Raw genomic sequence first — 21245 nt, forward strand, 5'->3', positions numbered from 1 at the left:
GGATTCCTCCCATTCGGAGATTTGGTTTATGCGCACGGTGAAGATCGTGGCCGCGTCCGCCCTCATGGCGGCCGTGCTTTATGGCTGTTCACAACCGAGCGAGGCGCAGGCGCCGCCCGCTCCGCAGGTGACGGTCTCGACCCCGCTGATGCAGACCATCCAGGACTGGGATGAGTTCACCGGCCGGTTCGAGGCGACCCAGTCGGTCGAGGTTCGCGCCCGCGTCGGCGGCTACATCCAGGCGGTCCACTTCCGCGACGGACAGTTCGTCCGCCGCGGCCAGCTGCTGTTCACGCTTGACCCGCGTCCGGCCCAGGCCGCGCTGGCCGCCGCGCGCGCCCAGCTGTCGCAGGCGCAGGCCCAGCTGAACCTGGCGCAGACCGAGTTCACGCGCGCCGAGACCCTGCTGGCCTCGCAGGCCGTGTCGCAGGCCGAGTTCGACACGCGTCGCGGCGCCGTGCAGCAGGCCGAAGCCGCTGTCGCCTCCGCCAACGCCGCCGTCCGCGCGCGCCAGCTGGACCTCGAGTTCACGCGCGTGACCGCCCCGATCTCGGGCCGGGTTTCGGACCGCCGCGTTGACGCCGGCAATCTGGTCGGCGGCGGTTCGTCGGCCGCCGACGTGCTGACCACCGTGGTCTCGAGCGCTCCGATCCACTTCGTCTTCGACGGCTCCGAAGCCGTGCTGCTGAAGTACCAGCGTCAGGCCCGCACGGGCGCGGCGCCGATCCAGGTGCGCCTGCAGGACGAGAGCGGCTTCTCGCGCTCGGGCACGCTGGACTTCACCGACAACGCCGTGGACACCGCCTCGGGCGTCATCCGCCTGCGCGCCGTGATCCCGAACGCAGACGGCTTCCTGAAGCCGGGCATGTTCGGTCAGGCCCGTCTGGCCGGCGCCGGCAGCTACCGCGCCATGCTGGTGCCGGACGCCGCTATCGCCACCGATCAGGCCCGCCGCGTGGTCTATGTCGTGGCGCAGGACGGCTCGGTCGCTCCGCGCGCCGTGCAGCTGGGACCGCTGGTCGACGGCCTGCGCGTCATCCGCGGCGGCATCCGCGAGACGGATCGCGTGATCATCAACGGCCTGCAACGCGTGCAGCAGCCGGGCGTGAAGGTGCAGGCCCGCAACGGCCGCATCCAGCCCGTCGCCCAGCAGGCGCAGACGCCGGTGACGACCATGGCCCCGGCCTCGAGCGCCACCTTCGCCAACAGCGTGTCCGGCGACTGATCGCGTCATGAACATCTCACGCTTCTTCATCGACCGGCCGATCTTCGCGGCCGTGATCTCGGTGTTCATCACCCTGATCGGGATCTTCGCCTATCCGCTGCTGCCCCTGTCGCAGTATCCGGAGATCGCGCCCCCGACGATCACCATCAACACCGCCTATCCGGGCGCTTCCGCCGAGACGGTGGCCGAGACCGTGGCCGCGCCGATCGAGCAGGAGGTGAACGGGGTGGAGGGCATGCTGTATCTGTCGTCCTCGTCCACCTCGGACGGGACGGTGGGCATCACCGTGACCTTCCAGCCCGGCACCGATCTGGATGCGGCGCAGGTGCTGGTCCAGAACCGCGTCGCCCTGGCCGAACCCCGCCTGCCTGCTCAGGTCCGTCAGATCGGCGTGACCGTGAACAAGCAGGAATCCGGCTTCCTGATGATCCTCGGGCTGACGTCTCCGGACGGCAGTCTCGATAACGACTACGTCGGCAACTACGCCAACTCCCAGCTGCGCGACCGCCTGTTGCGTCTGGAAGGCGTGGGCGCGGTCCAGATCTTCGGCGGCGGCAACTATTCGATGCGGGTCTGGATCGATCCGGGCAAGGCCGCCGCGCGCGGCCTGACCGGGCCGGACATCGTGGCGGCGTTGCAGGCGCAGAACGTGCAGGCCGCGGCCGGCGCGATCGGCCAGCCGCCCTTCCCCACCAACGCCGCAGCCTTCCAGCTGCCGGTGCAGGTGCAGGGCCGCCTGAGCAATCCGGACGAGTTCTCGAACATCGTCATCAAGACCGACGCCGAAGGCCGCGTGACCCGCATTCGCGACGTCGCCCGCGTCGAACTGGGCGCGCAGGACTACGGCATCAACGGCTATTTCGACGGCGAGCGCGGCGTCGGCATGGCCATCATCCAGCAGCCCGGCGCCAACGCCCTGGGCACCGCCGATCGCGTGCTGGAAGAGATGGAAGCGTTCCGGTCCGAACTGCCGCAGGGCATGGAGGTCTCGGTCGCCTACAACCCGACGGAGTTCGTGGCCGCCTCGGTGGAGTCGGTCCAGCACACCCTGATCGAAGCCGTCATCCTCGTTGTGCTGGTGGTCATCGTCTTCCTGCAGACCTGGCGCGCGGCGATCATCCCGATCGTGGCCATCCCGGTCGCGCTGGTGGCGACGTTCGCCGTGCAGCTGATGCTGGGCTATTCGATCAACTCCCTGTCGCTGTTCGCCCTGGTGCTGGCCGTCGGCATCGTCGTCGACGACGCCATCGTCGTGGTCGAGAACGTGGAGCGGTACATCCGCGAGGGTCTCACACCCAAGGAAGCCGCCCACCGATCCATGCAGGAGGTGTCCGGCGCGCTGATCTCGATCGGCCTGGTGCTGGTCTCGGTGTTCGTGCCGACCATGTTCGTGCCGGGCATTCCGGGCATCTTCTACCGCGAGTTCGCCATCGTCATCACGACGGCGTCTGTGGTGTCGCTGCTGGTGTCGCTGACGCTGTCGCCGGCCATGGCCGCGCTGCTGCTGAAGCCGCATAAGGCGCATGACAACCAGCGCAAGCCGGGCCTGCTGGGCACGGCGACCTACTACGGCGGCTGGGCCGGCCGGAAGTTCAACGAGGGCTTCGACTGGCTGTCCGACAAATACGGCCGCCTGACCGCGCGTCTGGTACGCACCGTCGGCATCGTGCTGGTGGTTTATGTCGCCCTGCTGGGTCTGACCGGCTGGCGTCTGATGGACACCCCGTCGGGCTTCATTCCCGAGCAGGATCAGGGCTTCCTGATCGGCGTCATCCAGCTGCCCCCCGGCTCTTCGCTGGAGAGAACCGAAGCGGTGATGCGTCAGGCCTCGGACACCATCAAGGCGACCGAGGGCGTCGAGGGCATGGTCGCCTTCGCCGGTCTGGACGGGACCAGCTTCTCGTTCGGCTCCAACGCCGCGACCATCTTCATCCGCCTGGACGAGTTCAAGGAGCGCAAGACCGCCGAACAGGGCGCAGCCGCCCTGGCCGGCGCGATCACCGGCGCCACCATGGGGATCGAGGACGCACAGATCTTCGTCATCGCCCCGCCGGCGGTGCAGGGTCTGGGCAACGGCAACGGCTTCCAGCTGATGGTGCAGGACACCTCGGGCGCGGGCTACCGCGCGCTCGAAGGCGCCACTTTCGCCATGATGGGCGCCGCCGCGCAGACACCGGAGCAGGTGCAGCAGGTCTTCTCGACCTACAACACCGGCTCGCCCCGCATCGCCGCCGACGTCGACCGCGACAAGGCGCTGATGATGGGCGTGCAGCCGTCGGCCGTGTTCGACACGCTGGGCGTCTATCTGGGCTCGGCCTACGTCAACGACTTCAACTTCCTGGGCCGCACCTTCCGGGTGACGGCGCAGGCGGAGCCGACGGCGCGCGATGACATCGCCGACATCGCCAACCTGCAGACCCGCTCGGCCACCGGCGCCATGGTGCCGATCGGCTCGGTCGCGACCCTGCGCGAGGACTCCGGTCCGGCGCGGATCGTCCGCTACAACCTGTTCCCGGCGGCCGAGCTGCAGGGTTCGGCGGCGGCGGGCGTCTCGTCCGGTCAGGCCATCGCCCACATGGAAGAGCTGGCGGGGCAGGCCCTGCCTCCGGGCTTCTCCTACGAGTGGACCGGTCTGGCGCTGCAGGAGAAGGAAGCCGCAGGCGGCGCGACCGTGGTGTTCGCCATGGCCGTCGTGCTGGTCTTCCTGGTGCTGGCCGCCCAGTACGAGGCCTTCACCCTGCCGCTCGCGGTCGTGCTCATCGTGCCGATGTGCATCCTGGCGGCGATGATCGGGGTGAACATCCGCGGGCTGGACAACAACATCCTCGTGCAGATCGGTCTCGTCGTGCTGATCGCGCTGGCGGCGAAGAACGCGATCCTGATCGTGGAGTTCGCCAAACAGGCCGAGGACGAGGGGCTGAACCGCTTCGATGCCGCGGTCCGGGCTGCGAAGACCCGTCTGCGTCCGATCCTGATGACCTCGTTCGCCTTCATCTTCGGCGTCGTGCCGCTGATGCTGGCGACCGGCCCCGGCGCAGAGATGCGCCAGTCGCTGGGCACGTCGGTCTTCTCGGGGATGCTGGGCGTGACCTTCTTCGGCCTGATCTTCACGCCGGTCTTCTACGTCGTGATGCGCTGGGTGGCCTCCAAGCTGCCCAGGGAGCCGCAGAAGGAACGCGAAATCCCCACCACCGGCGGCCTGCCGCCGCATGAAGCCGACGCCGCCCCGGCGCGCTCGGGAGACCACTGATGACCGTTCGACCCTCTCTCCGGTTCCTGACCGCAACCGCCGGAGCCAGCTTCCTGCTGGCCTCGTGCGCGGTCGGGCCGAAGGCGCCTGACGCTACCCTTCCCCCCTCGGCGTCGGGCGCCTTCGTAAGCTCCACCGGCTCGTCCGTGACGGCGCAGGCCGCCGCGCGCGACGACTGGTGGAGGCTGTACGACGACCCGGTTCTGGATCAGCTGATCGGTCAGGCGCTGACCGAGAACAACGAGCTGGAAGCCGCGGCCGCCAACCTGCGTCGCGTCCGCGCGGCGCTGGGCGAGGCCCGCGTCGGCCGCTTCCCGGGCACGACCAGCTCGGCGACCTACCAGCGCAGCCGCCCGTCGGCCGCGACCGTTCCCGGCCTTCCCGCCGGAACGGAGGCGCCGGAGGTCGAAAGCTATGACGCCGGTCTGGACGTCTCCTACGAGGTCGACCTGTTCGGCCGCGTCGAGTCGACCATTCGCGCGGCCCGCGCCGATGCAGCCGCCGCCGAGGCCGCCCTGGACATCGTCCGCGTGACCGTGGCCGCCGAAACGGCCCGGGCCTATGCCGACGCCTGTTCGGCCAATGCCCAGATCGCGGTGGCGGAGCGCACCATCCAGCTGCAGACCGACACCGTCGGCCTGACCCAGCGTCTGCTGGACGCCGGTTCGGGCAACGGTCTGGATACGGCCCGCGCCCGCTCGGCGCTGGAATCGACCCGGGCCTCGCTGCCGCCCCTGCGGGCCCAGCGAGACGGCGCCCTGTTCCGTCTCGCCACCCTGACCGGGCGCACCCCGGCCGAGGCCAGCGAAGCGGCGCGTGCCTGCCAGCGTCCGCCACAACTGTCGCAGCCGATCCCGGTCGGCGACGGCGCCCAGCTGCTGGCCCGTCGTCCCGACGTACGTCAGGCCGAGCGCAACCTCGCCTCGGCCGCGGCGCGTGTGAACGTGGCGACCGCCGATCTCTTCCCGCGTATCTCGCTGGGCGGTTCGCTCGGCGCCACGGCTGGCGAGGCCGACGGTCTGGGCGACAACGAGAACTTCCGCTTCTCGTTCGGCCCGCTGATCAGCTGGTCGTTCCCGAACGTCTTCGCCGCCCGCGCGCGGATCGAACAGGCCTCGGCCGGTTCGGACGCCGCTCTGGCGACGTTCGACCAGACGGTGCTGGTGGCGCTGCAGGAGACCGAAACGGCCCTGACCAACTACGCCAACGAACTGGACCGCCGCTCGGCGCTTCAGTCCGCGCGGGATCAGGCCGCCAACGCCGCTCGCCTGTCCCGTCTGCGCTTCGACGCAGGCGCCGACAGCTTCCTGACGGTGCTTGATGCCGAGCGCACCCTGGCCTCGGCTGACGCCCAGCTTGCGGCTTCGGATGCGCTGGTCACCACCTACCAGATCGCCCTGTTCAAGGCGCTGGCCGGCGGATGGAACGGCGAGGCCTGAGGCCTTCGCAACACCGGAAACGATGAAGGGGAGGCCGCAGGGTCTCCCCTTTTTCGTTTGTACCCGCCCGTCGATTCCCGCTTGCGGCGCGCGCGGCTTTCTTTCTACTTCGCGACCCGACAACGGAGCGCCTCGTCTTGGAAGATCGCGACTATCTGCTGGGCACGCACGACCTTGAGGTCCGGCGGCTGGGGCATCAGCACCGCGTCTGGCGACCGCGAGTGCTGGATGCGTGGCGACGTGCGGGGATCAAGACGGGCTCGACCGTGGTCGACGCCGGCGCGGGCCCGGGCTGGGCCAGTCTGGATCTGGCCGAGATCGTCGGCGAGGACGGCAGGGTCATCGCCCTCGAACGCTCTGCACGCTTCTCCGAGATCATGATGGCGGCGGCGGCCCAGCGCGGCTTCGCGGACGTCATCGTCCCACACGTTCTGGATCTGGTCGAAGACGACCTGCCAGAGGGCGAGGCCGACGCCTTCTGGATCCGCTGGGTGCTGGCCTTCGTCAGCGACCCCGAACTGGTCGTCGCCAAGCTGGCTCGTTCGCTGAAGCCGGGCGGTACGGCGGTGATCCACGAGTATCTGAACTATGAGAGCTTCACTGTCGTGCCGGACGACGGCGCGATCCGCGGCTTTACCGACCATGTCGTCGAGGACTGGCGCGCCAGCGGCGGCGAGCCGGACATCGGCCGGGACCTGCCCGCCCTACTGCTGAAACAGGGCATGCGGATCGTGCAGATGAACCCCATCGTCGACGTGGTCCAGCCCAGCAGCTTCATCTGGCAATGGCCGTCCAGCTGGCTGCGGAACTATCCGAAGCATCTCGTCGAGGCCGGCAAGCTGACTCCCGACTGGGCCCAGCGGGTGCCGGCGGCCCTTGAGAAGGCCGAGGCCGATCCGGCCGCCATCATGATCACCCCGACGGTGATGGAGATCATCGCCGAGAAGCTGTGATCAGGCCCGCTTCGCGCTGACCGCCACGGCCTCCTCGCGGGGGAGGATGTGGCGGAAGGTCAGCACCGCGGTCGGCCAGGTTTCCAGCAGTTTGCGAGCCAGCGGCGACCCTGTCTCGCGGGCGTGGCGGGACACCAGGGTGTGGAGGCGCGTGGCGGCATCGCCGATAACCGGGCCGGTCAGGACCGAGGCGGCGTTCAGGCGAAGGTGGGCCTGACTTTCCGGGTCGTGGATGAAGGCCTCGCCGCCGCTCATGCCGGCGCCGAAATTCCAGCCGGCCGAGCCCAGCACCACCACCGAGCCGCCGGTCATGTACTCGCAGCCGTGGGCGCCGACGCCCTCGACCACCGCCGTGGCTCCGGAGTTGCGAACGGCGAAGCGCTCGCCCGCGGCGCCCGCCGCGAACAGGGCGCCCGAGGTCGCGCCATACAGGCAGGTGTTGCCGATGACTGCCGCGCCGGCCTGCCACTGAGGCGGCCGGACGATGACCTCGGCGCCCGACAGCCCCTTGCCGACATAGTCGTTGGCCTCGCCGTCCAGCTCGATCCGCAGGCCCTTCATGCCCCAGGCCGCCAGCGACTGGCCGGCGGCGCCGCGCAGGTTCAGGGTCAGGTGGCCGTCAGGCAGGTCAGAGCCGTATTTGCGGACGATGCGCGAGGACAGGCGCGTGCCGATGGTGCGCTGGGTGTTGGCCACCGCATAGGTCAGCTGCATCTTCTCGCGACGTTCGAGGAAGGGCGTGGCGTCGCGTTCGATCTGCGCATCCAGCGCATCCGGCACGGCGTTGCGCGGCGCCTCGGCCGGGCGGCCATCGCCCTCCCCGACCCGCACCAGCAGAGGGTTCAGGTCGAGATCGTCCAGCTGGGCGCCGCCGCGCGAGACCTGCTTCAGCAGATCAGTGCGGCCGACCGCCTCATCCAGCGAGCGCAGGCCGAGCGAGGCCAGAACCTCGCGCGTCTCCTCGGCGATGAAGCTGAACAGATTGACCACCTTCTCCGGCGTGCCGGTGAACATGGCGCGCAGACGCTCGTCCTGAACGCAGACGCCGACCGGGCAGGTGTTGGAGTGGCACTGGCGGACCATCAGGCAGCCGACGGCGATCAGGCTGGCGGTGCCGATGCCGAACTCCTCGGCGCCCAGCATGGCGGCGACCACCACGTCGCGACCGGTCTTGATGCCGCCGTCGGTGCGCAGGCGGACGTGGCCGCGCAGACCGTTCAGGCTGAGCACCTGATGAGCCTCGGCCAGACCCAGCTCCCACGGCATGCCGGCATGCTTGATGCTGGCCAAGGCCGAGGCACCGGTGCCGCCGTTGTGGCCGGCGATCAGGATGATGTCGGCCTTGGCCTTGGCGACCCCTGCGGCCACCGCGCCGATGCCGGACGAGGCGACCAGTTTGACCGTGACGCGGGCGTCCGGATTGATCTGCTTCAGATCGTAGATGAGCTGGGCCAGATCCTCGATCGAATAGATGTCGTGGTGCGGCGGCGGCGAGATCAGGCCGATGCCCGGCGTCGAATGGCGCATGCGGGCGATGAATTCGGTCACCTTGAAGCCGGGCAGCTGGCCGCCCTCGCCGGGCTTGGCGCCCTGGGCCACCTTGATCTCGATCTCGCGGCACTGGTTCAGATATTCGGCCGTGACGCCGAACCGGCCCGAAGCGATCTGCTTGACCGCGCTGTTCGGATTGTCGCCGTTCGGACGCGGGTGGTAGCGCTCCGGGTCCTCGCCGCCCTCACCCGAGACCGAGCGGGCGCCGATGCGGTTCATGGCGATGTTCAGCGTCTCGTGCGCCTCGGGCGACAGGGCGCCCAGCGACATGCCCGGGGTCACGAACCGCTTGCGGATCTCGTTGACGCTCTCGGTTTCCTCCAGCGGGATCGGCAGGGCCTCGCGGAAGTCGAGCAGGTCGCGCAGGTGGACCGGCGGCAGCTCGCGGGCGCGACGGCTGTAGGCCTTGAACCGCTTGTAGTCGCCGCGCGTGGTGGCGTCCTGCAGGCGGTGGATCATCTCGGCGTCCCAGGCATGGGTCTCCTCGCCGGCGCGGATGCGGTGCGCGCCGCCGATGCGCAGACGGGCGCGATCCGAGGCGAAGCCCCGCTCCGCCCGCGCCGCGGCACGCGCCTCGATGCCGGCCAGACCCAGGCCCGAGATGCGCGAGGTCATGCCGGGGAAGAACTCAGCGACAAGCGCCCGCGACAGGCCCAGCGCCTCGAACTCGCAGGCGCCGCGGTAGGCCGAGATGATGGAGATCCCCTTCTTGGCGAGGATCTTCATCAGCCCCGCCTCGACCGCCGCCTTGTGGTTCAGGCAGGCGTCGCGCAGCGTCAGGCCCGGATAGCGGCCGGCGTCCAGACGCTCGAGGAAGGTCTCCTGCGCCAGCCAGGCGTTGACCGCCGTCGCGCCGCAGCCGACCAGCACCGCGAAGGCGTGGGCATCGATCGCCTCGGCCGAGCGGACCACCAGCGAGCAGTAGGTACGCAGGCCCGCGTCGACCAGCCGGTTATGTACGGCGGAGGTCGCGAGGATCATGGGGATCAGAGGGCGCCCCTCGCCCGCCCGTTCGTCGGTCAGGACGATCAGCCCCGCCCCGCCCTTCGCCGCCGCAACGGCCTCGTCCCGGATGCGGTCCAAGGCGGACTGGAGGGCGTCGCCGGACCGGGCCTCGGCCTCGGGCGCAGCGAAGGTGCAGTCGATGACCGTGGTCGCGCCGGCGCCGACGACATCGAGCATCCGCTCGTACATGCCCGTCGTCAGGACAGGGCTGTCGAGCACGAAGACGCGGGTCTGGGTCTCGTCCTGGGCCAGGATGTTGCCGAGGTTCTTGAACCTAGTCCGCAAGCTCATCGCCCCGGCTTCGCGCAGGGAATCGATCGGCGGATTGGTGACCTGGGCGAAAGCCTGACGGAAGTAGTGGGCGAAGGGGCGCGACTGGTCGGAAAGCACCGCCGGCGGGGCGTCGTCGCCCATGCTGGCGACCGCTTCCTTGCCGTCGCCGGCCATCGGATCCAGCAGGGCGTCGATGTCCTCCTGCGTCCAGCCGACCGCGGCCTGGAAGCGGGTCAGGGCCTCGCCCTGCAGGCGGCGCGGCTCGTCGCCCGGCCCGATCACCGTTTCCAGCTCGACCATGTTGGCCAGCCACTCGCGATAGGGATGTTCGGCGGCCAGACGGTCGATGGTCTCGGCCTCGTCGTAGAGGCGGCCGGCCTCCAGATCGACGGAGATCATGCGCCCGCCGTTGATGTGCAGGCGCCGGGCGATGCGGTCGTCGGGCACGCCGGTCATGCCGGCCTCCGAGCCGCAGATCAGCAGGCCGTCAGTGGTCTCGGCGGCGCGTAGCGGGCGCAGGCCATTGCGGTCCTTGCCCGCCACGACCCAGCGGCCGTCGGTGGCGCAGACGGCGGCGGGGCCGTCCCACGGCTCCATCACCGCATTGCAGTAGGCATAGAGGGCGCGGTGGTCGTCCGAGATGACGCCCTCGATCGGCGCCTCGGGCATCAGCAAGGCCTTGACCATCGGGGCCGGGCGGCCGGCGCGGACGAGCACCTCGAAGACGTTGTCGAGCGCGGCGGAGTCCGAGCCGGAGGCCTGGATTACCGGCTTCACCGTCGCGTCGTCGGCGCCGAAGGCCTCGGCCGTCATGCGGATCTCGTGGCTGCGCATCCAGTTGGCGTTGCCGCGCAGGGTGTTGATCTCGCCGTTGTGCGCCAGCATCCGGAACGGCTGGGCCAGCCGCCATTCGGGGAAGGTGTTGGTCGAGTAGCGCTGGTGGAACAGGGCGACATTGGCCTCGACCCGCGGGTCGTTGAGGTCGGGATAGAAGTCGGCCAGCGCCTCGGCCAGCATCATGCCCTTGTAGATGACCGAGCGGGCCGACAGCGAGCAGACGTAGAAGTCCTTCAGCCCGGACTTCAGCGCCTGGTGCTCGATCTTGCGGCGCAGCAGGTAGAGGGCGCGTTCGAGATCCTCGCCCTCCAGACCGTCGGGTGCGCTGAGCATGATCTGCTCGATCTCGGGGCGGGTCGCGGCGGCGCGTTCGCCCAGCACCTCGACGCGGGTCGGCACCTGACGCCAGCCGTACAGCCAGAAGCCGGCGGCCATGACCTCGCGCTCGACGATGGTGCGTGCCTGTTCCTGGGCGCCCAGATCGGTGCGCGGCAGGAAGACCATGCCCACGGCGATGGGGCCGGGCCGGGGCTCGTGGCCGGCGTCACGAACCTGGGCCTCGAAGAAGGCGCGCGGCAGGCCGATCAGGATGCCGGCGCCGTCGCCGGACTTGCCGTCGGCGTCGACCGCGCCGCGGTGCCAGATGGCCTTCAGCGCCTTGAGCGCCAGTTCGACCACCTCGCGGCGGGGCGAGCCGTCGATGGCGGCGACGAGGCCCACACCGCAGGCGTCGCGCTCGGACGCCGGGTCATAGGCGTGGGCGTCGATCAGCTTCTGCCGGTCGGCCTCGAACTGGTTCACATCGAAGGTCATGCCGCGGCCCTCCGCTGCGAGGACAGCCAGGCGTCGATCTCGGCGGCGGCGTCCTGCCCGTCACGCACGGCCCAGACGACCAGCGAGGCGCCGCGGACGATGTCGCCGGCGGCGAACACCCCCTCCAGCGTCGTCGCCTTGGTGTGGCCGGCAGTGCGGATGGTGCGCCAGTCGGTCAGGGCCAGGTCGGGGGTCTCGAACAGGGTCGGCATGTCTTCGGCTTCGAAACCCAGCGCCTCGATGACCAGATCGGCGGGCAGATCGAACTCGCCGCCCGGCAAGGCCTCGACGGACCAGCGGCCATCGGCGCCCTGGGCCGCCAAGGCCATGCGCTGGGCGCGGACGCCGGTGACGCCCGAGGCGCCGCCCAGCACCGCGCGGGGCGAGGCCAGCCACTCGAAGACCACGCCCTCCTCCTCGGCATTGGCGGTCTCGCGCGCGCTGCCGGGCATGTTCTCGCGGTCGCGGCGGTACAGGCAGGTGACGGCCGTCGCGCCCTGACGCACGGCGGTGCGGACGCAGTCCATCGCCGTGTCGCCGCCGCCGATGACCACCACCCGCTTGCCGGCGGCGTTCAGCGCGCCGTCGTCATACGCGGGGACGGCATCCCCGAAACCCTTGCGGTTGGAGGCGATCAGATAGTCCAGCGCCGCGACCACCCCGTCCGAGCCGCAGCCCGGAGCCGTCAGCCGCCGCGCCTGATAGACGCCGGTCGCGACCAGCACGGCATCGTGGGCCGCGCGCACCTCGACGAAGGGCAGGTCGCCTCCGACGTCGACACCGAGACGAAACTCGACCCCGCCGTCCGCCAGCCGGTCGACGCGACGTCCCACGACGTGCTTCTCCAGCTTGAAGCCGGGGATGCCGTAGGTCAGCAGACCGCCCGCGCGGTCGTGCCGGTCATAGATCGTGACCGCATAGCCGGCCGAGCGAAGACGGTCCGCCGCCGCCAGTCCGGCGGGACCCGCGCCGACGATGCCGACCGACTGGCCCTTCTCCGCGCGCGGGCGGATAGGGTCGACCCAACCCTTCTCGAACGCCATGTCGCCCAGCCAGCGCTCGACCGAGCCGATGGTGACCGTTTCCCATCCGGATTGTTCAAGCGTGCAGGAGCCTTCGCACAGCCGGTCCTGCGGACAGATGCGACCGCAGATCTCGGGCATGGTCGAGGTCGCCTCGGACTGACGCCAGGCCTCCTCGGCGCGGCCCTCGGCGGCCAGACGCAGCCAATCGGGAATGTTGTTCTCCAGCGGGCAGGCCGACTGACAGAAGGGGACGCCGCACTGGGCGCACCGGCTCGACTGCACCTTGCCGTCGGCGAGGGGGAAGTCCGCGTAGATTTCGTCGAAATTCGCGACGCGACGCGACGCGTCGGCCTTCGTCGGCGCGCTGCGGGGAATGATCACGAAAGTCTGGTTTGCGGACGCCACGGCTACCTCTTCGCAACTGCACAGCCGTTGTAGCAGGGTGTAACGGAACGGCAATTTCCGCCTGTTGCGTGCCGGATCAAATGTTCTTCACGCAAATGAAAACCGGCAAGACGGCGCTGATTGCAACGTCTTGCCGGTAGATGGTGGGCGCCCGCGAAGACGCTGGCGTCAGAAAGTGAACTTCAGCGTCGCCGTAAAGCGGTCGTCGTAGAGTGGCGCATCCACGTCGGTGTCGTGGTAGCGGACGTCCACCGCAACGTTCTCGGTCAAGGCGTACGCGACCCCGGCGTTCCACGTGGTGTAGTCGTCGCTGACGTCGAGCGCCTGATGCCCGACCGCGCCACTGACGGTCCACTTTTCCGCGGGCGTGAAGGCGGCATTTGCCTCCACGTAGGTCGCCTGCTCATCCAGGCCGTAGAAGTCCGGCGACCAGTAAAGCGCCGCGCCGAGCGTCACCGGACCGATCGCGCGCGAAGCCGCCGCCTTGAACTCCACGAAGTCGTAGTCTGAGCCCGACGGCGCATTGACGTAGAAGTAGGCGACCGCGCCGAAGTCGAGCGCGAAACCGCCCGCCTCGGTGCGGAAGCCGCCGTAGAGATCGACCTCGGCATCGGTGTCGTCCCCGAAATCGACGCCCGAGGCCCAGGCGCCGGCATAGAAGGATCCGGCCGTCAGATCGACGCCGCCCTGGATCGTCGGATCCTCATTGGTCTGGCTGGCGCCGCGGAAGACGTAGTCGGAAGTGGCCGAGACGTTCCACGCGATCTCGGGCGACTGCGCCCGGGCGTCGGCCGGAACGGCGGCGGTGAACAGGGCGGCCACGGCGGCCGCAGAGGCGAAGGCGAGTCTCATCATCGTATCCCCTGTTGTTCGATGTCGGCACGCGCACGCTTACTGATGCCGGGCGCGGGGAGAGGACCGCGCCCGGCCTCGTCGACTGTCGTCAGACGCTTTCGAGAGCCTCCCCGTGCAGGTGGGTGTCGAGGCCTTCTTCCTCGCCCTCGGCGCTGACCCGCAGGCCGGTTGTGAACTTGCAGACGAGCAGGATCACGAAGGTGCCGACGGCGCTGTAGGCGATGGTCCAGAGCAGCCCGATCGCCTGGTTCATGACCGTCGCACCCTCGGACAGGCTGTTGATCGCGGTGGAGGCGAACACGCCGGTCAGCAGGGCGCCGACCAGACCACCGGCGCCGTGGATGCCGAAGGCGTCCAGGCTGTCGTCGTAGCGGAGCAGCTTCTTGATCCAGACCGAGGCCGCATAGCAGGCCGGGCCGGCGATCAGACCGATGATGACCGCGCCCTTGGGATCCACGAAACCGGCCGCCGGAGTGATGGCGACCAGACCTGCGACGATACCCGACAGCACGCCGATCAGCGACGGCTTCTTCTTCTCCATGACCTCGATGATCTTCCACGACACCGAGGCGGCCGCGGCGGCCAGGATGGTGTTGACAAGGGCCACGCCGGCCAGGGCGTTGGCGCCGCCTGCCGAGCCGGCATTGAAGCCGATCCAGCCGACCAGCAGCAGGCTGGCGCCGATCATTGTCAGGACCGGGTTGTGGGCGGTGATCGGCTCGACGCCATAGCCCTTCCGCGGTCCGAGGAAGAGGGCGCAGACCAGCCCCGCGACGCCCGAGTTGACGTGCACGACCGCGCCGCCGGCGAAGTCCAGCACCCCGGCCGAACCGAGGAAGCCGCCACCCCAGACCCAGTGCGCGATCGGCGCGTAGATCAGCAGCGACCACAGGGCGGTGAACAGCAGCAGGCCCGAGTATTTCAGCCGCTCGGCGAAGGCGCCGGTGACCAGGGCGGGCGTGATGATGGCGAAGGTCAGCTGGAACGAGATCCAGACGAACTCCGGAATGCCCGGCAGCAGGCTGTGCGCCGTCTCCATGCCGACCCCGTTCAGGAAGATGGCGTCGAAGCTGCCGATCACCTGATTGACCGTATCGGCGTCGTAGCCTGCCAGAGCGCCAGCCTTGCCGAAGGCGATACTGTAGCCGGCGATGAACCACACGAGGGTGGCCACTGCGAAGACGCCGACCGACTGTGTGATGGTGGCGATGACGTTCTTGCGGCGAACCATGCCGCCGTAGAACAGGGCGAGACCCGGCAGGGTCATCAGAAGCACGAGAGCGGTCGAGGTGATCAGCCAGGCGGTGCCGGCTCCGTCCAGTTCCAGAGGAACCTGATGCGCGAGAAGCGCGGGCGCCGGAGAGGCCGGCGCGGCGCTGGCGGCGGTCGCCAGCGCGGTGGTGATAAGGGTGAGGCCCCATACGAGGCCGCTGCGAAGTCGAACCATCTCAATCCCCCAAAAGGATGCCGTTACGCAGTTGCGAACTGTTTACCGCATCTGCGAAATGCACAAGTGGCCGGACGATGTTTCGTGAATTTTTATTGCTTCTCAGATCAAACCAGAGGCCTAAATCGCACGATAGGCCCCAGAAACATCACCATAAAGCATCAATGTTCCACGATATGGGGCGCTTCGATTTTTGCGATCGCAACATGAAAGCGGGGTTGACGGCTTCCGGAGCCTCCTTCACGGTAAGCGCACTCATCAAGACCGGCTGAGGGATAGGCCCTTTGACGCCGGGGCAACCTTCCAGTGATCCACCCGATCTCTGGAGATGGTGCCAACTCCTGCGGGGCGTCTTCGGAAGCCGCGAGAGATGAGTGAAACGAGTGCGCCCTGGCGGGTGCAAACGGTTCACGGGTCTGTCACCGCACAAGTTGGTTCGCCCCATCGGTTTCGCTGAGCGGAATCGGAGCGGACCTTGGCGTCCACGCAAGACATCACCGCCGGACAGGACTGGCCTGTCGAGGAAGCGCCAGGCGTCGACGTGCGCGCCGCCCTGTCCGCCGACTTCAGGCTGCAGTCGGGCGAGGCTCTGGCCGCCACCGAGGTGGTCGGCCGGATTTATGGCGTGGCGGGCGCACCGCTGGTCGTGGTCGCGGGCGGCATTTCGTCGGGACGTGACGCCGCACGCTGGTGGTCGTGGGCCGTGCGCGCCGGAGGCCCGATCGACCTGAACCGCATTCGCGTCCTCGCCATCGACCTGGCTCCGGGCCGCGACGAGACCGTGACTCTCACCACGACCGATCAGGCGCGGCTGCTGGCCGTCCTGTTGGACGCACTGGGCGAGCCGGTCGTGGACGCCTTCGTCGGCGCCTCGTACGGCGGCTGCATCGGACAGGCTTTCGCGGCGGCCTTCCCCGAGCGCATCGGCGAGCTGGTCGTGATTTCCGCCGCGCACCGCGCCCACCCGTCCGCCACAGCCTGGCGCGGGGTGCAGCGCCGTCTGCTGGCCTTCGCCCGCGACTGCGGTCGTGAGGCCGAAGGCATCGCCCTGGCCCGCGAGCTGGCCATGACCACCTATCGCACCGCCGACGAGTTCGACTGGCGCTTCAGCGGCGCCGCTCCAGCCGAGGCGGGCCAGCCCTATCCGGTGTGCGACTATCTGATCTCGCGCGGCGCCAACTATGCCGAGGTCACCTCGGCCAGCCGCTGGATCGCCCTGTCGGACTCGCTGGATCGTCACGCGGTCGCGCCCGAAGCCATCGCCTGCCCGCTGATCGTGCTGGGCTTCACCTCGGACCGCCTCGTGCCGATCGAGGACATTCGCGAACTGGCCCGTCGCGCCCCCAATCTTCGTCGCCTCGAGGAAGCCCCCTCGATCTTCGGCCACGACGCCTTCCTGAAGGAGCGCGAGGTCGTCGGCCGCGCGCTGCACGCCGCCCTTTCTCCCCTCTACGCCCGTCCCTCGGAGCTCGCCGCATGACCGCCCCTTCGAACTGTCATCCCTGTACGACCGCCGCGCGTCACGGGGTGAACGCCGACCCGACGCACGGCGCGGTGATCCCGCCGCTCTATCTGTCGTCGAACTACAGCTTCGACGGGCTCGATGGAAAACGGCGCTACGACTACACGCGCTCGGGCAATCCGACGCGGGACGTGCTGGGTGAGACCCTGGCCGAGCTTGAGGGCGGCTGCGGCGCGGTCGTGACTGCCACGGGCATGGCGGCGGTCGATCTGGCCCTGTTCTCGCTGGAGCCCGGCGACCTGCTGCTGGCCCCGCACGACCTCTACGGCGGCACCCATCGCCTGCTCTGCGCGAGGGCGCGCAAGGGGCATTTCGAGGTCACCTTCGTTGACCAGAACGATCGCGAGGCGCTGGACGCGGCCTTCGCCCGCCAGCCGAAACTGATCCTGATCGAGACCCCGTCCAACCCGCTGATGCGCGTCGTTGACGTGGCCGACATCTGCAAGCGCGCCCGCGCGGTCGGCTGCAAATCGGCGGTCGACAACACCTTCCTGTCGCCGGCCCTGCAGCGCCCCCTGTCGCTGGGCGCCGACCTGGTGATCCACTCGACCACCAAATACATCAACGGCCACTCCGACGTGGTCGGCGGCTGCGTGGTGGCGAAGGATCCGGCCGATCTGGAGCAGCTGACCTGGTGGGCCAACTGTCTGGGCGTGACCGGCTCGCCTTTCGACGCATGGCTGACCCTGCGCGGCGTGCGCACCCTGTTCGCCCGCGTCGAGCGCCAGCAGTCCAGCGCGGGCAAGATCGCCGAATGGCTGGATGCCCACCCGGCCGTCGCCGGCGTCAACTATCCGGGCCTCAAGAGCCATCCGGGTCACGCCATTGCGGCCCGCCAGCAGGCCGGCTTCGGCGCCATGCTCAGCTTCGAACTGAAGGGTGGGCTCGACGCCGCGCGCGCCTTTGCCGACACGCTGCAGGTCTTCACCCTGGCGGAATCGCTGGGCGGGGTCGAAAGCCTGGTCGCCCATCCGACCCTGATGACCCACGCCGCCATGACGCCCGAGGCGCGCGCTGTCGCCGGCATCACCGACGGCCTGCTGCGCCTGTCGGTCGGGCTGGAGCATCCGGAGGATCTGATCGCAGACCTGACTGTCGCCCTCGACGCCGCGCTGGCGACGGCCGAACCGGCCGCCCAGGCCGCCTGAGGAGAGACGACGTGACCGCCCTCCTTTCCCTTCCCCGCACACCCGCGTCTCTCCCCGAGACCGCCGTCCGCGCCGACGAGCCCGTGGCCCTGCTGCAACTCGACGCGACCGATGCGATCGAGGCCGCCTCGGCGGTCTATCGCGAGGTCCGGCGCGGACGGCGAGTGGTGGCCGTCGCCTCGGGCGACGCCGACGCCCCTGCCCGCCTGATCGCCGCGCTGGACGCCATCGGCGTGGACGCCGTCAGCCCGTCGCAGGGCGAGGCCCTGCTGACCGCGGCCGTCTCGGTTGTTCCTGGCCCGGCCACGGCGCCCCGTGAAACGCCGCGACCGGAGAAGGTCCTGCGCGTCGCGCTCGCCGGCTGCGGCGTGGTCGGCGGCGGCGTGCTGGAGCGCCTGCTCAGGGACGCCCGGTTCGAGGTCGTCGGCGTTCTCGTCCGCAACCCTGATCGCGCGCGCCAGACGGCCATCCCGGCCGGTCTCGCCCTGACCGATCCTGCCGCCCTGCTGGCGCGCGAGCCCGACGTTCTGGTCGAGGCGATCTCGGACGCTTCCACCGGTCTGGCCCTGATCCGCGCCGCCCTGACCCGCGGCGTGGACGTGGTCAGCGCCAACAAGCAGGCCGTCGGCGGCGACCTTCCCGCCCTGACTGCGCTTGCCGCCTCGACCGGCGCTCGCCTGCTGTATTCCGCCAGCGTCGGCGGGGGCGCGCCGCTGATCGAAACCGTGCGCCGTGCCAAAGCGCACGGACCCGTGGTGCGGATCGAGGCGGTGCTGAACGGCACCTGCAACTTCATCCTGAACCGGCTGGCCGACGGCGTCGCGTTCGACGAGGCGCTCAACGCGGCGCAGAAAGCCGGGTTCGCCGAAGAAGATCCCACCGCCGACCTCAGCGGGCAGGACGCCGCCGCCAAGCTGGCCATCCTCGCACACGAGGCGCTGGACGGCGGCCTGTCGCCGGACCGGATCGGGCGAGACATCCTGTCTGCGGTCACAATCCCCGATGGCAAACGGGTGCGGCAGGTGTCCAGTCTGGATGTTCGCTCCGGCCATGTCGGCGTGGCGTTTCTCGACGCCGATGGAGACCCCCTGTTCGCCAATCTCGCCGATGAATGGAATGCCCTCAGGGTTACGACCGAAGACGGACGAAACTTCATCGCCAAAGGACGCGGAGCCGGGCGCCTGCCGACAACAACGAGCGTGTGGGCCGACCTGTCCGAACTCGTCACAATCACGGACTGCGCCGGTGCGGCAAGGCGCCGCACTTCAGCTTGACCGTGAGGATTCAGCGCAACGCCTTAACCTGTTTTTCGCGAACCCGTTGGATCATGGATGGAATTCCAGGGCGCATCATGCAACCTTCGGATTCATTAGCGTTCACACTCGTGAGGAGCATCACATGAAAAAAGCCATTGCCGCAGTCGCCCTGGGCGTCCTGCTCGTCGCGGGTCAAGCCGCCGCCGCCAACAACACCGCCGCTGTCCGCGTCGGCGACCGCGTCGGCGCTGCCGCCGGTGAGTCGAGCGAATTCGCCGCCGTGCCGCTGCCGGTCCTGCTGATCGGCGCCGCCGTTCTGGTCGGCGCCGTTGTTGTCGCCACCGACGACGACAGCGAAAGCGACTGATACGACCTTCGGGATCAATCCCGGAAAACAGAGCCCCCGTCGCGAGAGCGGCGGGGGTTTTTTCCACTCTGCGGCTCAATCTCTGCCACTGCTCGCTCTTACCGGGCTTGGTCGAAGCGCGGCCAGATTGTCTGCCCCGCAGACAAATCTCGCAATGCCAGACACCCCACCCCGACAAGAGTGTCCTCCCCGAGCGTGATTCCCTGCAGCACCTTTGAAAGCGGTCCAATCAGACTGTTTTGGCCAACCGAGACGTTGCCACCCAGAAACGCCCCGGGAGCCACGACGACATTTGAGCCGACTCTTGCATCATGCCCGATCATGCTCCCGGAGTTACATACCGAGAACGCATCGATCCGGCTGTCTACGCCGAGAATCGCGCCATGGGCGACGACCACGCCCGGACCAAGAACAACGCCCTCCGCACAAACCGCAGATGGCGAAACGACCGCCGGGCAAGCGAACCGGTTCTCAAGCAGCCAATCCACCAATCCCCGCCTGATTGAAAGTGACCGGCGATCAGTGGCGCCGATACCGAGCACGACAGCCTCGAACTGATTCCGATCCCGCTGCATCTCGGCGAGATAGCCGCGGTGGAGTGTCTCGAACGCGCCGGCGGCAACCGAATAGCAGGACACCACTTGGTGGCCGTTGAGCCTTGCCAGTTCCGCGACCTCCTTGGCGAAGCCGCCGCTGCCCAGTATCGCGACGTTGGCCACGATCAGGTCCGCCCCGTCTTAAGGGCAGCCTCGGCGCAGAAGACAGCCATCGTTTCCTGGAAATGGCGGATGCGTTGCTCATACTTACCAGTGACCACTCGGCCGCTACCCTCTGCGATGCCGAGTTGCATTAGTTCGCAGACTTCCTTGTCTTCGGAGAAGACTTGCCGGTTAAACGTCGCCGCCGAGTCGCCGAGTACGGCCTTTACCTGCGCCGAGCTCACACCTTCGGTCAGAAACAGCCGGCTTGTGAAACGAGTCCGTGTCGGCGTCAGGGGCGTAAACGCCTGAATGCTGAAAGTTGCACCGAAGGTTGATGCGAACGTCGTGAGCGGAAAGGCGATCACATGCTGATAATTTTCGTTGGCGATCGGCCGATCGCCGATCATGCGGTCAATTTTTCTCCACCGGGCCAAGGCCTCGTCCGTGGCGCGCGTTACAACACCGGAATGCCGTCCGGCATACTCGTACTGGAATCCGGAGCTGAGGAGATTTCGGAAGGTGGTCGGGTGAACGAAGTTTGCGTGATACTCATCGAGTGTATTCTCGATGCAAATCTTCCAATTGGCGTCGAACTCCCAAGTGTCGGACGCCACCTCTTCTCCAATCGCATTTGACATTTGCTCCAGAGGGGCGAAGAAATCCGAAAGATAATCTCTAAGATTTCCCCCTCCATTTCGGCGCTTTGCAAAAACAAAACGCCCGCACAGCTCCACCCTCCATGCATTCAGGGAGAACTGGGAGCGATTATCATCGTTAATACCAAAGCATTCGTCATTGTTAGGGATAGCAATGGGAGCGCCATCAGAACCGAATGTCCAGCTATGATAGGGGCAACGAATAGGACCGCTACCTTTGGGCTCCGAACGTATTCGGCATGCGCGATGCCCGCACACATTGTCGAATACCTTGATGCCGTCAGCAAAATTCTGCACGATCACGGATCGTCTGGCGACACTAACCGTCAGGAAACTATTTCGGGCGGGAAGATCCGACACGAGGCCAAGATAATTCCAGGCATCGTCCTCGATCGCCTGGCACTCGCCGCGATAAATTTCGGGGTCCGTGTAGATGGCAGGGTCGACCCTCGATTGCCGCATCTCCGACTGTGACATTGCGCGCGCTCCAAGCTATAGCGGTCCGTCCGACCCTTCA

The 21245-nt window shown here is 68.3% G+C and carries 14 protein-coding genes and 1 riboswitch; of the genes, 8 read left to right on the forward strand and 6 right to left on the reverse strand.

Annotated elements, in window-relative coordinates:
• Positions 1–28 precede the first annotated feature (28 nt).
• From ABDZ95_RS01175 to ABDZ95_RS01190, 4 genes are all read left to right on the forward strand, one after another.
• On the forward strand, positions 29–1225 hold the full coding sequence (locus ABDZ95_RS01175; RefSeq protein ID WP_343789092.1) for an efflux RND transporter periplasmic adaptor subunit: 1197 nt from the start codon (positions 29–31) through the stop codon (positions 1223–1225).
• A 7-nt stretch (positions 1226–1232) separates the two neighbouring features.
• Complete coding sequence (locus ABDZ95_RS01180) at positions 1233–4475, forward strand: efflux RND transporter permease subunit (protein WP_343789095.1); 3243 nt, start codon at positions 1233–1235, stop codon at positions 4473–4475.
• On the forward strand, positions 4475–5914 hold the full coding sequence (locus ABDZ95_RS01185) for an efflux transporter outer membrane subunit (protein ID WP_343789103.1): 1440 nt from the start codon (positions 4475–4477) through the stop codon (positions 5912–5914). The genes ABDZ95_RS01180 and ABDZ95_RS01185 overlap by 1 nt, the downstream gene beginning before the upstream one ends.
• 137 nt (positions 5915–6051) lie before the next feature.
• Positions 6052–6867, forward strand: a complete 816-nt coding sequence (locus tag ABDZ95_RS01190) for a methyltransferase domain-containing protein (protein ID WP_343789106.1) — start codon at positions 6052–6054, stop codon at positions 6865–6867.
• On the opposite strand, the gene gltB is transcribed toward ABDZ95_RS01190, so the two are convergent.
• From gltB to ABDZ95_RS01210, 4 genes are all read right to left on the reverse strand, one after another.
• The gene (gene gltB, locus ABDZ95_RS01195; protein ID WP_343789108.1) at positions 6868–11346 is read right to left on the reverse strand and encodes a glutamate synthase large subunit; all 4479 of its coding nucleotides are present in this window, start codon (positions 11344–11346) and stop codon (positions 6868–6870) included. It abuts the gene before it with no gap.
• The gene (locus ABDZ95_RS01200) at positions 11343–12776 is read right to left on the reverse strand and encodes an NAD(P)-dependent oxidoreductase (protein ID WP_343789112.1); all 1434 of its coding nucleotides are present in this window, start codon (positions 12774–12776) and stop codon (positions 11343–11345) included. The genes gltB and ABDZ95_RS01200 overlap by 4 nt, the downstream gene beginning before the upstream one ends.
• A 168-nt stretch (positions 12777–12944) precedes the next feature.
• On the reverse strand, positions 12945–13628 hold the full coding sequence (locus ABDZ95_RS01205) for a TorF family putative porin (protein WP_343789115.1): 684 nt from the start codon (positions 13626–13628) through the stop codon (positions 12945–12947).
• A gap of 91 nt (positions 13629–13719) precedes the next feature.
• Positions 13720–15078, reverse strand: coding sequence for an ammonium transporter (locus ABDZ95_RS01210; protein WP_343789118.1), 1359 nt, complete (start codon positions 15076–15078; stop codon positions 13720–13722).
• Between the two features lie 252 nt (positions 15079–15330).
• Positions 15331–15455: riboswitch (SAM riboswitch) on the forward strand.
• Positions 15456–15553: 98 nt separating this feature from the next.
• Here ABDZ95_RS01210 and metX point away from each other — a divergent pair.
• The 4 genes from metX (at position 15554) to ABDZ95_RS01230 (ending at position 19371) form a co-directional block, all read left to right on the forward strand.
• Positions 15554–16558, forward strand: a complete 1005-nt coding sequence (gene metX / locus ABDZ95_RS01215; protein WP_343789121.1) for a homoserine O-succinyltransferase MetX — start codon at positions 15554–15556, stop codon at positions 16556–16558.
• Complete coding sequence (gene metB / locus ABDZ95_RS01220; protein WP_343789124.1) at positions 16555–17748, forward strand: cystathionine gamma-synthase; 1194 nt, start codon at positions 16555–16557, stop codon at positions 17746–17748. Before metX ends, metB begins: the two co-directional genes overlap by 4 nt.
• A gap of 11 nt (positions 17749–17759) precedes the next feature.
• Positions 17760–19022, forward strand: coding sequence for a homoserine dehydrogenase (locus ABDZ95_RS01225; RefSeq protein WP_343789127.1), 1263 nt, complete (start codon positions 17760–17762; stop codon positions 19020–19022).
• Positions 19023–19146: 124 nt separating this feature from the next.
• A complete protein-coding gene (locus tag ABDZ95_RS01230; protein ID WP_343789130.1) occupies positions 19147–19371 on the forward strand; it encodes a hypothetical protein in 225 nt (74 codons plus the stop codon).
• A 98-nt stretch (positions 19372–19469) separates the two neighbouring features.
• On the opposite strand, the gene ABDZ95_RS01235 is transcribed toward ABDZ95_RS01230, so the two are convergent.
• Together ABDZ95_RS01235 and ABDZ95_RS01240 are read right to left on the reverse strand one after the other, a co-directional pair.
• Positions 19470–20090, reverse strand: coding sequence for an LbetaH domain-containing protein (locus ABDZ95_RS01235; protein ID WP_343789132.1), 621 nt, complete (start codon positions 20088–20090; stop codon positions 19470–19472).
• 2 nt (positions 20091–20092) lie between these two features.
• A complete protein-coding gene (locus ABDZ95_RS01240) occupies positions 20093–21205 on the reverse strand; it encodes an aromatic ring-hydroxylating oxygenase subunit alpha (RefSeq protein WP_343789135.1) in 1113 nt (370 codons plus the stop codon).
• Between the last annotated feature and the right edge of the window lie 40 nt (positions 21206–21245).

Origin of the sequence: Brevundimonas kwangchunensis (genome assembly GCF_039523815.1) — a bacterium.
Taxonomy (GTDB): Bacteria; Pseudomonadota; Alphaproteobacteria; order Caulobacterales; family Caulobacteraceae; genus Brevundimonas; species Brevundimonas kwangchunensis.